This window comes from Acetobacteroides hydrogenigenes, assembly GCF_004340205.1.
Lineage (GTDB): Bacteria > Bacteroidota > Bacteroidia > Bacteroidales > ZOR0009 > Acetobacteroides > Acetobacteroides hydrogenigenes.
In genome coordinates this window covers 1-13,288 of record NZ_SLWB01000001.1, presented here as the reverse complement: position 1 = coordinate 13,288, position 13,288 = coordinate 1, and the positions used below count along the sequence as shown (strand labels likewise).

Below are 13,288 nucleotides of genomic sequence, written 5' to 3'. Positions count from 1 at the left end.
AAGCAATATGTCGCAACAGCTATTTGATTTGACAGGGAAGGTAGCCCTTGTAACAGGTGCTACTCACGGGTTAGGAATGGCAATGACCGTAGCGCTAGCCCGCGCAGGCGCAACCGTTGTTGTAAACGATACCCTACAAGAAAAGCTCGATGCCGCTGTGGTAAAGTATGCCGAGCAGGGTGTCAAGGCCCATGCCTACCGCTTCGATGTAACCAAGGAGAGCGAGGTTGTTCCTGCTCTGGATTTAATGGAGAAGGAAGTTGGCCCTATCCACATTCTGGTAAACAACGCCGGAATCATTCGTCGTATTCCTATTGTCGACATGGCAGTGGAGGAGTACGAGCTGGTGCTTAAGGTCGATTTAACCGGGCCTTTTGTTATGGGGAAGAACGTTGCCAAGCGCATGATTGCCCGCGGCAATGGCGGTAAGATTATCAACATTTGCTCGATGATGAGCGAGCTAGGACGCGAAACCGTTAGCGCCTACGCCTCGGCAAAGGGCGGCCTGAAGATGCTTACCCGCAGCATGGCTACCGAGTGGGCCAAGTACAACATCCAGGCAAACGGCATTGGACCGGGCTACTTTGCTACCGAGCAAACCGCACCTATTCGCGAAAACGGACATCCGTTCAACGAGTTTATCCTTAAGCGTACGCCAGCCGCTCGCTGGGGCGTACCCGAAGATTTGGCCGGACCGGCCGTATTCCTGGCATCCGATGCCTCGAACTTTGTAAACGGCCATGTGCTCTACGTCGATGGAGGTATCCTCGCAACGTTGGGTAAGGCTATGAATGAGTAGATTTTTATAGCAAGCAGTTCGTTTTTTTATTTTCCAGTTATTCGACTTTAGCAGGCAGTCCGAAAGCATCGGGCTGCCGCTTTTGTGTATTGGCGCTACCGAACAGGCCACCGTTAATCACCGTCCGTTCGACATAAGCCGATAGTGCTCCTGTATATCTCCTACGGAGAAAAGGCGGGGGGCAGGTGCGATAGGCTGCATGTCTACAACCTCCACTCGGTATTCTTACCAATCGAATTTTGTCCGTAGGACATTACGATTTGTAGCAAAACAACCATAAGCCGCCTGTTTTCCTCGTAGAGGATAAACCTGACATTGGCCGATGGCTGCCCTTTGGAAGGTTTACAGCTGCTCCCCAACCGACGTTAACCTAAATGCTGGGACGAACTCAGTCCCGGAATCCAAATTGGAATTCAGTAGATTCTAAAGAAGCTCCCGCTTCTCGGGATTTCCGCTTCGCTACCACCTTCGGGCAGTTATTGGATCTCGTGACAAGCACGGGGACACTCCGAGGAAACGTTTTCCCTTATCTTAAGGGTATCCCTCCTCCACCGATTCGCAATGTTGTGAAAAATAACGCTGATGGCGCATCAACTTTAGGGCGAATGCCTATATTTGTGGGGCCTCGAAGCTGCAGGGATTCACCTGTGCGGTAGGGGCAAAACAACTTTAATAAACCTTCAACGTAGCTTGCAAAACCTGCTACTACCCCAAAAAGGTAATGGCAGGTTTTACTTTTTAGGGTTTTCCATTTAAGCATATTGTGCTACTTTTGATGGAGATAAATCCGTAATAAGATCGAATGATGAAGACGCTATACGCTATCGCACTAGTTGCAGCCCTTTTTCTTGCCGGAGGATGCCGTCCGACGCTTACCAACCAGCCAAAGCCAACTCCTGCTGCAATTATCCAACCCGCAATCAGCCTGATAAACCGCTGTAGCAGCGATACCAGCCTCAACACCATGGCCTACAAGGCCGCATTCGATACCACCACCACCTCGCTGGTTGTGTTTCTTGGCAAATCGCTTAACCAGTACGACTACAAGTGGGAGATCCCGCTGAAGGAGATCGACAAATCGGGCTTTATGCTGTTTAGGGTAGACTACAACGTTAGCTCCATTACGCTCAACACCATTGGCGCGCAGCCCTTGGTAAAGTACTATAAGGACAGGCACTTTAAGTCGAATGCCTCGCAGTTTGTGCTCTACCTTGGCAAGTGCTACAGCAGCGACGAAAAGGAGCTGGTGCTCGAAAAGCTCTACCAGGCCATCGTTGAGGCGCAAAAGGAGTGAGTTAGGGAGTAGGGAATAGGGTGTAGCGTGTTTCGCAAAGCACCAATCATCCATCAAAATACAAGCGTGGCCTTAGGGCTGCGCTTTCTTTTTATGCTTCTAGCATATTTTTGATGGATAGCAGAAGCAGCGGAGCTGTTGCTGAAGAGTACATCCGTAAGGATTTTTGCCTTTAAGCGCTGATCGGGGGAAGCGTATCGCCCACTAGCCACGTGCATGCAGCAAGCACCATCAGCCGCTCCACTAGAAACTTCCGATGCTTGGTTAGAAGCCACAACCGTAAGGTTAGAAAGCAACAACGCCTACTTAGAAACTGCAAGCATAAGGTTAGAAGGCAACGGTGACTAGTTAGAAGGAGCAATCGTAAGCTTAGAAAGCGACAACGCCTAGTTAGAAGGAGCAATCGTAAGCTTAGAAAGCGACAACGCCTAGTTAGAAGCCGCAACCGTAAGGTTGGAAGGCAACAGCGCCTAGTTAGACGCCGCAACCGTAAGCTTAGAAAGCAACGATGCCTAGTTAGAAGGAGCAATCGTAAACTTAGAAAGCAACGGTGCCTAGTTAGAAGGCGCAAGCGTAAGGTTGGAAGGCAACAGTGTTTGGTTAGAAGCCGTAGGCATAAGGTTGGGAGGCAACTATGAGAGGTTAGAAAGTAACAGCGTGCAGTTAGCCAGCCATTTGTTATACTAGTGCTACGGCAGCTCCTCGTTCGTTTGAGGCTGTCGCTTCAGCTGAATCTATTCTGCAGGCTATAGCCTGCAATGATAGAAATGACGAAGGCAGGAGCCTTCGCCAAACGATGGTAAAAGCGCCCCCTTGGAGCGATGCTTAACAATGGTTTAATGCCTATATTTACCTATCGCAAAGCAACCCTAAAACGAATTTACCATGCTAGAGATTCCCGAATCGAAAACCATAGGCCTACAGGCCAACGAAACCTTGGTAGGAAGAACGATTACCGAGGTGGTAAATGCAACCAGTCCGCATAAGTTTGCCTTCTTTAGCGGCGATCCAACCGCGTATGGGGCGCTGCTGGTTGGTCGAACGGTTATGTCGGCCCGCGGTCATGGCATGTTTGTAGATGTTTGCCTCGATGGCGATGCGGCTATCACCATTGGCGATGGTACCAACATGCGCTACTACGCGCCCCACGATCCGCATCCTGCAAAGCACCAGCTGCTGGTTGGCCTCGACGATGGCAGCTGCCTGGCCTTTACCGTTGCCATGTACGGCAGCATCTGCGCCTATCGCGGAGCGCTCGACAACAAGTACCACCGTGGCAGCCTGGGTAGCCTATCGCCGCTCGACGATGCCTTTGACGAGCAGCACTTCGAGAATCTCTTCAGGAGCACCACAAAGGATCTGTCGATGAAGGCGCTTTTGGCAACCGAGCAGCGCATCCCCGGACTGGGCAACGGCGTACTGCAGGACATCCTCTTTAATGCCGGCATTCATCCCAAGCGCAAAAAATCTACGCTTTCCGATTTTCAGAAGGGCGAGCTGTTCCATTGCCTGAAGGTAACGCTGCGGAGCATGACCGATAGGGGAGGGCGCGACACCGAGCGGGATCTTTTTGGGCAAGCCGGAGGATATGCAACGCTGCTATCGAAGAATACCGTTGCCAATCCTTGCCCTCGCTGCGGAGGTGCTATTGCTAAGGAGGCGTACCTTGGAGGTGCTGTGTACTACTGTCCCGTTTGCCAGCCGTTGGCTAGGTAGGCTGCAATCAATCCTAGAGCTGTTGTCTTTCGATTGACACGGAACCGAGTATTAGAATCTGTTGGATTCGGGCTTATATGTGGTATAAGCCCGGCAAGTTGCTTTGGGCGGTATCCGCTTTAGGTTAATCGTCGCATTTATAGTCGAACAGGCAGCGCTGCTTTACAATTTCGCGAACGTGCTTTGGCACCATCGCTTCCCATCTACGATCACCCTCCTGCATGAGCCTTAGCACCTCGTTGGAGGTGATGCTCAGCCACTCCTTCTTGGCGTTTTTTATGTCGATAATCTTTCGGGTGCTGAGGAGGTAGTCGTAAAGGCACCTAAGCTCTGGGCTTAGGTTTAGGTCTTGGGAGTGAAGCAGGTTTCCCGTACTCTTATCGAGCATTGGGTAGATGTAGAACTTCATGTTATTGGGGAAAAGCGAGCCAAAGGCTTCGAGGATCTCCCCTCTAAGGTCGGTATAGTAAACCGGATCGAACACCTTTTCGAAGGTTGGGTACCCGATAACGATGCGCAGCTTCTTGAGCTTAAACCGCCCGAAGTAGTCCACCAGCTTGTAGTACTCGCGGAATTTGGAGATCATCACGTGCTGCCCCATATGGTTTAGCAGGTCTACCCGGTCGAGGAAGTCGCGCTCGTGGAATTCACCTTCGCTCATCAGGTTGTTTAGGGTGATCTCGCAGAGCGATATGGTGCTGTCGCGCGAGTAGTCTTCGTCGGTTTTAAAGATGGCGTAGCTGGTTTTGAGCATATCCAGGTTTACGTAGGTAATGGGGCGGAAGCTGCCACGGAAAGCCAGCACGTTTTTGCGGTAGAGCATGTCGGAGGGCTGCTGTACGTTCCCATATCGGTCGAACATCACGGCAGGGGTCATTCCATTCTTTACCAGCTGCACGCCCAGCAGGCGGTTGTCGAGCCATTGCAGATCGGGGCCTGTCATTCGTGCCATGGTAATCTCCACACGATCGGTATCTAGGTTATCGAGCAGCGACTGTAGGAAGGTGTTAGGCGTCGAGGTATGGTTGTAGCAAGCCCAAATTAGGTTTACGCCTAAGGTGCCCAAGGTTTGCTGCTGCAGCAACGAGTCGTTTTCCTTTAGGCGCACGTGTACCACAACCTCGTTTGGGGCGCCGCGTTGGCTTAGCTCGAACTTAACGCCCAGCCATCCGTTGCCCTGGTTATCCTTCTTGAAGCTGATGGTCTCTACCGTATTGGCAAATACAAAGAAGCGTTGATCGGGTCTTGCCTTTTCGGCAAGGATGCTCAGCATCTCGTTATACTCGTGGCTGAGCATCTTTTTTAGCCTTGCCTCCGATACGTATCGCTCTTTATCCTTGCTGTCGTAGTAGTAGTCGGAGTAGGTTTTGTCGTAGGCCGAAATGGTCTTGGCAATGGTTCCCGAGGCACCTCCCGCCTGAAAAAAGGCTCGGGCCACCTCTTGTCCTCCGCCAATTTCGGCAAAGGTGCCGTACTTGGTATCGTCGAGGTTTATGATAAGGGCCTTTTGCTTTGTGCTAAGAATTTCGCGTTCCATCGTATGCTGGGATTTCTCATAGGTAACAATGGGCGATAGCGAATGTTTAGCGCTTGCAAAATGATGGATGCTTTGGCTATTTTTCTTGCTTCTTTTTCAGGAAGATATTAACATACTCCCTTTTTTTAGAGATGTTTTGCCGTGTCGAAACGAATTTATACCTTACTTTGTAGTTCATATAAAACGGAGTATTAGCCTAAATGAGTACGAAAGAGAAAACCACTAAAAAAGAGACCGTCAAAAAGGATACTAAAGCCGCCGAAAACCATATGGACGGGCGCTATACCTTTATTGTAGGTATCTTTATTCTTTTCTTTGCAGCCTACCTGCTGCTGGCAATCATCTCCTACTTTTTTACTTGGGAAAGCGACCAAAGCTTTATCTGGCAGAAGGTGTTCTCGAGTAGCCTGATTTCGGTTGATAACTGGACAGGGAAGGTTGGAGCCTTTTTCTCGAACGCACTCGTGAATAAGGGATTTGGTTTGTCTGCCATTGGGATACCTTTTATACTAGGGCTTATCGGGCTTCGTGTGCTAAAGTTTCGTCCATATCCGCTTCGTAAAACGTTACGAACCTTGGTTCTCGGCATTATTCTATCGTCAATAGTATTGGGCTTTGCCTTTGGCGAGGCTAAGGGAATCTTTGGAAGCGGACTAGGGGGCGAGCATGGTTACTTCGTTAGCAAGTGGATGTCTGCCTTTATCGGAAAGCTAGGAACCTTCTTTGTTCTGCTTTTTGCAAGTATAATCTACGCCATATCCATCAACCGTAATACCATATTCTACATAAATAGGACAATGGGGATGGTTGCCGATCTTTTCAGATCGAAGCCAAAGGCTCCTGTAACCGAGTCGTTCGACGAGGAGGAGGCTGCCGAAGAGGAGGCTGTTGTTCGTAACGAAGAGCCTGCGCATAAGCCCGAGGTTAAGGATACGCCAATAGTTCGTGCTACCGAAACCGAACAGGCTAGGGGGGCAACCTTTACCATTGTTCGAGATGAGGAGGAGGGGCACCCCGAAGAGAAGGAGGATGTAAACGAGTCGGTAGACTTTTCCTACCAATCAGAAGTTGAGCCACCTTTCGATATAGATGAGCCTTCGGAACCGCTAACCCCAATCCTGCTCGACGATAGCAAGGTGAAGTTTATGCTCGAGCAGACATCAGAGGAGAAGGAGGCTACCGAAGATCTTATCAACAGCGAGCTGTACGACCCGACATTGGAGCTTTCATCGTATCAGCGCCCACCTATCGAGCTACTGGAGGACTACAAGTCGAACTTCCGCGTCACCGAGGAGGAGCTCATCGCCAATAAGGAGAAGATTGTAAATACGCTGGCTAACTACAAAATACAGATCGATAGCATTAAGGCCACAACAGGCCCTACCGTTACGCTATACGAGATTGTTCCTGCTCCTGGTGTAAAGATATCGAAGATAAAGAACCTTGAGGATGATATTGCCCTGAGCCTTGCTGCGCTGGGTATACGTATCATTGCGCCCATTCCAGGAAAGGGAACCATTGGTATTGAGGTTCCCAACCAGAAGCCCGATATGGTGTCGATGCTCTCCATTCTCAAGTCGGCCAAGTTTCAGGAGGCAAAGTTCGACCTTCCTATCGGCTTGGGTAAGACTATCTCCAACGAGAATTTTGTTGTCGATTTGGCAAAAATGCCTCACCTTTTGGTGGCAGGGGCAACCGGACAGGGTAAGTCGGTTGGTTTAAATGCCATCCTTACCTCGTTGCTCTACAAGAAGCATCCATCGGAGCTGAAGCTGGTAATGGTCGACCCTAAAAAGGTGGAGCTTACGCTCTACTCCAAGATCGAACGCCACTTCCTGGCCATGATCCCGGACACCGACGACGCCATTATTACCGATACGCAAAAGGTGATCTATACGCTCAACTCGCTCTGTATCGAGATGGACTCGCGCTATGATCTACTTAAGAAGGCGCAGGTGCGCAACATCAAGGAGTATAATGAGAAGTTCGTATCGCGCAGGTTGAATCCGAATAATGGTCACCGATTCCTTCCATATATCGTGGTAGTTATCGACGAGTTTGCCGACCTTATTATGACGGCTGGTCGCGAGATTGAAACGCCTATTGCCCGTTTGGCACAGCTGGCGCGAGCCATCGGCATTCACCTGGTAATTGCAACCCAGCGTCCAACAACCAATATCATTACCGGGGTTATCAAGGCCAACTTCCCTGCTCGTATCGCCTTTAGGGTAACGTCTATGATTGACTCGCGTACCATTCTGGATCAGCCGGGGGCCAACCAGCTTATCGGTAGGGGAGATATGCTTATCTCCACAGGTAGCGACCTTACTCGCGTACAGTGTGCCTTTGTTGATACGCCCGAAGTGGAGCGCATCACCGACTTTATCGGCAACCAAAGGGGCTACTCTACTGCTTACCTACTTCCTGAGTACGTCCCCGAAGGGCAGGGCGATGCTGCCGCCAACGTCGACCTCGACAAGCGCGATTCGCTATTCGATGAGGCGGCACGCCTTATCGTGCAGAACCAGCAGGGCTCAACATCGCTTATTCAGCGTAAGTTTAGCATCGGGTACAACCGTGCTGGTCGTATTGTCGATCAGCTGGAGGCCGCAGGTATTATTGGACCGTTCGAGGGAAGTAAAGCGCGACAGGTGCTTATTCAGGATGAGCTCAGCCTCGAACATCTACTTAACGACTTAAACAATAGATAGCATAATAGAATGAAAAGGATACTTTTTCTGCTGTTGTCCATCGCTATCGGTGGTGCAGCCGCTGCGCAAGATCGCGAAGCAAAGGAAATACTAGACAAACTATCGGATAAAACGAAATCTTACAGCACGATAACTGCCGATTTTACCATCTCGATTGATAATAAAAAGGATAAGGTAAAGGATACCCAGCAGGGAAAGATGCAGCTAAAGGGAAGCATGTTTAAGATATCGATGAAAGCAAACGATATTTATAGTAACGGCAGGGTTCGTTGGACTCATGTTAAGGAGGCTGATGAGGTTAACCTACAAAATATTAACTCTAACGATCCTAGTATCCTAAATAATCCTGTTAAGCTGTTCAACGCCTACCTCACCGATTTTAGGTATGCCTATAAGGGTATCAAAAAGGAGTCAGGTGTAAGGGTTCAGGAAATTCATCTTTTCCCAAAAGACCTTAAGGCCACCTACTCGCAGGTGAAGCTGATGATAGAGGAAAGTACCGGAATGCCGAAAACCGTTATATACAAAGGTAAGGATGGAGTAACCTATACCGTTAGGTTCTCAAGAATTACACCAAACCTTCCCATTGCTAACTCAGAGTTTGTTTTTAATACAAAGACACATCCCAACGTCGAGGTTATCGACATGCGATAAGATCCTTTAAAAATGTCAAAGGGGCTGCCAACAATCTGTTGACAGCCCCTTTGTTTTGTTGGTTCTAGATATGCTTAATGGAGTGCTGCATGGTGGAGAGTGAGCTGCTATAGCCTTATCAAGCATTTTTGCTTGATGAATTTGTGTTAAACATTGCTTCATGCTAAGCTATTGTTTGAGGTTGTTAGCATTCTAAAACTGTTTCTAATCGTAATTGTACCCTAATCTTTTGCAGGTTTTGGGTGCTGCATCAAGTTACCTAGATGTGTTAATCTATTAAAAAGAGAAGATATATGGGTTGTTTCTCGGCTCTCTGCAACAATACATTTGTACTTGATATTAAAATGAGTAATTATGTTTTGGTTTGAACTTTTAGTTGTTCTACTCGCAATATTTGTAGGTGCAAGGTTGGGAGGTATTGGTCTTGGAGTTATGGGGGCAATAGGCTTGGCCATACTTACATTTGGTTTTCATCTTCAGCCAACTGCGCCACCAATAGATGTAATGCTGATGATTGTAGCAGTGGTTACCGCTGCTGGAGCGTTGCAAGCTGCCGGAGGATTAGATTACCTGGTGCACTTGGCCGAAAAGGCATTAAGGAAAAATCCAAAGCACATTACTTTCTTAGGCCCTTTTGTAACCTACGTATTTACGCTTGTTGCAGGTACGGGGCACGTTTCCTATTCGGTGCTTCCTGTAATTGCTGAAGTTGCTACCGATTCTAAAATACGTCCCGAGAGGCCTTTATCTATATCGGTAATTGCATCGCAGCAGGCTATTACGGCCAGTCCGATATCGGCCGCAACAGTGGCATTGCTCGGCATGCTTACCCCTTTTGGAATAGGGCTTACGGATATTCTCTCGATATGCATTCCGGCAACGCTAACCGGTGTTTTAGTAGGAGCATTATTTGCATTACGTATGGGCAAAGATCTAGATAAAGATCCCGAATACCTTAAGCGTTTAGAGGATGGTCTTGTGGAGCCTCTGGCGCATACAGAGGAAGGCGGAAGAACGGTGCCTACTTCTGCAAAAATTTCTGTAGGGCTATTCCTTTTAGGAGCAGTGCTGATTGTTTTTTTTGGATCGTTTGATGTTTTGAGGCCTGCATGGATTGTTGATGGCGCCGAAAAACGCTTAGGGATGCCTGAAACAATAGAAATAGTTATGCTCTCAATTGCAGCTCTCATACTTATTTTCGGCAAGGTGAATGTGGCAAAGGTGGCTAAAGGATCTGTTTTCTCGGCAGGGATGCAAGCTGTTATCGCCATTTTTGGTATAGCATGGATGGGAGATACTTTCTTTAAGGGGAACATGCCATTTCTCGAAAGTTCGCTGATGGCAATGGTAACAAGCTATCCTTGGCTTTTTGCTTTTGCGCTATTTATCCTATCGATTCTACTCTATAGCCAAGCTGCCACCGTTAGAGCATTAGTGCCATTCGGCATTGGGCTTGGGTTGCCTGCGGCTTCTATAATTGCAATGTTCCCCGCTGTAAACGGGTACTTCTTTATTCCTAACTACCCTACCATTGTTGCTGCAATTAACTTTGATAGGACAGGGACAACACGGATAGGGAGGTATGTGCTGAATCATAGCTTTATGATTCCAGGATTAGTGGCTACTGCGGTTGCTATTGCCGTAGGCTTTTTGTTGGCTACCATTATTTTATAGTCAAATATAAAAACGTGAGAAAATGAAAAAGGTATCGGTCAGAAGGACAATTAGCATAGCATTTATGCTAATGGTCGGTCTTTTTATGGTGAACAGTTTTGCGTTTGCACAGGTAAAACCCAAAATTGCCATTCTCGCAACCGGAGGAACAATCGCCGGTGTTGGACAATCTGAAGTAGGTTCAGCCTATAAGTCTGGAGCAATTACTGTTGATAAGCTCCTTGCTGCTGTTCCTCAGATTAATAATATAGCAACAGTACAAGGAGAGCAAGTTGTTCAAATTGGTAGCCAAGACATGAACGACATGGTTTGGCTTAAATTGGCTAAACGCATTAATGAGCTGGCTAAAACAGACGTTCAGGCTTTTGTAATTACTCATGGTACCGATACGCAAGAAGAAACGGCGTATTTCTTAAACCTCGTGTTAAAGACAGACAAGCCTGTTGTTTTAGTCGGTGCAATGCGTGCATCTACAGCAATAAGTGCAGATGGACCTAAGAATCTTTATGATGCTGTTTCATGTGCCATAGATCCTACATCAAAAGGTCGTGGGGTAATGATCATTATGAATGATAAAATCCTAGGAGCAGACGATGTTACAAAAACCATGACAACAGCAGTTGAAACCTTTGCTTGCCCTAACTACGGTCCTCTAGGAATTATGTACAATGGGAAACCTATGTATACTAGAACTTCAATGAAGAAGCATACCGTAAAAAGTGAGTTTTCGGTAGATAACTTATCAGAACTTCCTAGAGTGGAGATAATCTATGGTTACTCTAATGTTACTCCATTATTTGTAGATGCAGCTGTAAAGGCAGGAGTAAAAGGCATCGTTTACGCAGGTGTAGGAAATGGAAATCCATCAACAACGCTTCAAGATGCATTAGTATCTGCTCGTAAGTCTGGTATCGCTATTGTTCGTTCGTCTAGAGTATTTAGTGGGCCAACATCTCAGTTTGATGAAGTAGATGATGAGAAATGCGAATTTGCAGCATCATGGTATAAAAACCCACAGAAGGCGAGAGTTCTACTAATGCTTGCGCTAACGAAGACCGATAACTATAAAGAAATTCAGCGAATGTTTATTGAATACTAGTAGCCCCAATACTTTTAAGCATAGTTCTTTTGAATGTTTAAAGTAGTTCAAATTTTAATAGGAGGACGAAAATTATGAAAAGGACAGGAATAATTATGGCAGGGATGCTTCTACTTGGAGTAGCATCAACGTCATATGCTCAGGAGTTTAAACCAGATTACATACGGAACAATGCGGTTCTGCAAATTGAAACACGTGTAGATGCAAAAACGGAGTTTGATGGAGATATTTTTAAAACTTACGGTGAATGTAAGAACTTCAACTTTGTGCTAAAGGGGAAACTATCGGAAAGGATAAGCTACAAGTTCCGTCATCGACTAAATAGGGCAACTGTAGGCGATGACAAATTCCTCAATGCAACCGACCACGCATGGATTGCTTTTAATGCTTCTGATAATTTTGTCATTACAGCGGGTAAGCAAACTGTTGCGTTGGGTGGTTTCGAGTACGACTATGCTCCAATCGATATGTATATCCCTAGTATTCTTTATGATAATATTCCGGGATATAAGATAGGGTTGGATTTCGGCTATCTTTTTGGAAAAAACGATTGGCACTTTCAGGTAGTAAATGGCTCATTAGCGCCTAGCGAAAAGGATGCAACGCACTCGTACTTAACTTATAGTTTCGCACTAAATGGCCAATATGTAGATGGAATTAACTACCGGCACTCGGTTAACTTTTACGAGTATGGTAAAGGTAAATTCATCAACATGATAGCACTTGGACATCAGTTTAATATCGGTAAGTTTTGCTTAGAGGCCGATTTGACTAACCGGGCTTATACTGATGATATGGAACTTTTCAAAGATTATACTTTGACAGGGAACTTTAAGTATGATTTTGGTAAGGTTGTAGGATTTGTAAAACTTGGATATGATGAAAACGGGTACGAAGTGCCAACTCCAAATGTAATAGGAGCACGTGAGGCTCAGATGATTTACGGTTTTGGTATTGAGTATTTCCCATTTACATCTCGGAGTATTCGTTTCCATGGCTACTATTCAAACTGTAGGTATGATATGCTAAACACCGCAAAAACAGGGACAAATCTTATTAATATAGGTTTGCGCTGGGATGTTAGAGTGCTATAAGTTGTATCGTTTTTAGTAGTTGAAGAGGGTGTCATAGTATGGCATCCTCTTTTTTCGAATAATCTGACGGCATTATCTCGCTATTTTGACATCAAAACAGCAATTCATAATTCGCCTTTTCAAAAAACTTTCCCCTCCAACGCCCTCTTCCTAAGGCGTGCAACGTTCGTTAACGCGGTAAAGTGGTGCGTAGGGCTTGCAGGTTCGGAAAAAGGGCGTACTTTTGCATCCGCAATCGGGAACAGCGGCGCTGCTGAAGAGTGGCACGGAAGGGAACGGGAGCGGCGCTCTTTACATAGCGGCTTAGGAGGTAAGCCGGAACGGACCGAGGGAGTAGCGAGAGCCCCATCCGCCCAGAAGGGTTTAGGACGGAAAGCCGCGAAGGGGTCGCCAAAAAAAAAGTTGGCCAACCGCTTGGAAGTTTCAAAAGAATGCCTACCTTTGCAGCCCGCAAACGAGAGAGCGGGACGCGCTGAGAAGCGCGGATGGAAACAGGTTCTTTGAGGAAGTGCAGTGAGAAAGATAGAAAAGACGATTAGGATGATTTAATTATACTAACGTAAATCCTGATGGGCTAAGGAAACAACTTAGGAAAAGCAATTTTCCGAAATAAACATCTTCTACTATGGAGAGTTTGATCCTGGCTCAGGATGAACGCTAGCGGCAGGCCTAACACATGCAAGTCGAGCGGTAGGGGACTTCGGTCCCTG

Annotated in this window: 10 protein-coding genes and 1 rRNA gene; 9 read left to right on the top strand and 2 right to left on the bottom strand. The window is 47.0% G+C overall.

Features of this window, described 5'->3' with window-relative positions:
• The first annotated feature begins 7 nt into the window (after positions 1-7).
• Positions 8-799 (top strand): gluconate 5-dehydrogenase, encoded by a 792-nt coding sequence (locus CLV25_RS00055; protein ID WP_131837585.1) that lies wholly within the window; start codon positions 8-10, stop codon positions 797-799.
• 526 nt (positions 800-1,325) lie between these two features.
• Here CLV25_RS00055 and CLV25_RS00050 read toward each other — a convergent pair.
• Positions 1,326-1,559 (bottom strand): hypothetical protein, encoded by a 234-nt coding sequence (locus CLV25_RS00050; RefSeq protein ID WP_131837584.1) that lies wholly within the window; start codon positions 1,557-1,559, stop codon positions 1,326-1,328.
• Positions 1,560-1,601: 42 nt separating this feature from the next.
• Here CLV25_RS00050 and CLV25_RS00045 point away from each other — a divergent pair, with 42 nt between their 5' ends.
• Together CLV25_RS00045 and CLV25_RS00040 are read left to right on the top strand one after the other, a co-directional pair.
• Positions 1,602-2,093 carry a hypothetical protein gene (locus CLV25_RS00045; protein ID WP_131837583.1) on the top strand — a complete coding sequence of 164 codons (492 nt, stop codon included), beginning with the start codon at positions 1,602-1,604 and terminating at the stop codon, positions 2,091-2,093.
• A gap of 885 nt (positions 2,094-2,978) precedes the next feature.
• Complete coding sequence (locus CLV25_RS00040) at positions 2,979-3,809, top strand: zinc finger domain-containing protein (RefSeq protein WP_131837582.1); 831 nt, start codon at positions 2,979-2,981, stop codon at positions 3,807-3,809.
• 124 nt (positions 3,810-3,933) lie between these two features.
• On the opposite strand, the gene CLV25_RS00035 is transcribed toward CLV25_RS00040, so the two are convergent.
• Positions 3,934-5,346 carry a TonB-dependent receptor gene (locus tag CLV25_RS00035; protein WP_131837581.1) on the bottom strand — a complete coding sequence of 471 codons (1,413 nt, stop codon included), beginning with the start codon at positions 5,344-5,346 and terminating at the stop codon, positions 3,934-3,936.
• A gap of 200 nt (positions 5,347-5,546) precedes the next feature.
• Here CLV25_RS00035 and CLV25_RS00030 point away from each other — a divergent pair, with 200 nt between their 5' ends.
• From CLV25_RS00030 to CLV25_RS00005, 6 genes are all read left to right on the top strand, one after another.
• The gene (locus CLV25_RS00030; RefSeq protein WP_131837580.1) at positions 5,547-8,057 is read left to right on the top strand and encodes a DNA translocase FtsK; all 2,511 of its coding nucleotides are present in this window, start codon (positions 5,547-5,549) and stop codon (positions 8,055-8,057) included.
• 9 nt (positions 8,058-8,066) lie between these two features.
• Complete coding sequence (locus CLV25_RS00025; protein WP_131837579.1) at positions 8,067-8,711, top strand: LolA family protein; 645 nt, start codon at positions 8,067-8,069, stop codon at positions 8,709-8,711.
• A gap of 354 nt (positions 8,712-9,065) precedes the next feature.
• Positions 9,066-10,385 carry an anaerobic C4-dicarboxylate transporter family protein gene (locus CLV25_RS00020; RefSeq protein WP_131837578.1) on the top strand — a complete coding sequence of 440 codons (1,320 nt, stop codon included), beginning with the start codon at positions 9,066-9,068 and terminating at the stop codon, positions 10,383-10,385.
• 22 nt (positions 10,386-10,407) lie between these two features.
• Positions 10,408-11,484 (top strand): type II asparaginase, encoded by a 1,077-nt coding sequence (locus CLV25_RS00015; protein ID WP_131837577.1) that lies wholly within the window; start codon positions 10,408-10,410, stop codon positions 11,482-11,484.
• Positions 11,485-11,558: 74 nt separating this feature from the next.
• Positions 11,559-12,578: a porin gene (locus CLV25_RS00010; RefSeq protein WP_131837576.1), complete on the top strand. Its 1,020-nt coding sequence runs from the start codon at positions 11,559-11,561 to the stop codon at positions 12,576-12,578.
• Between the two features lie 622 nt (positions 12,579-13,200).
• Positions 13,201-13,288: ribosomal RNA gene (locus CLV25_RS00005) — 16S ribosomal RNA — on the top strand; the annotation flags it as partial.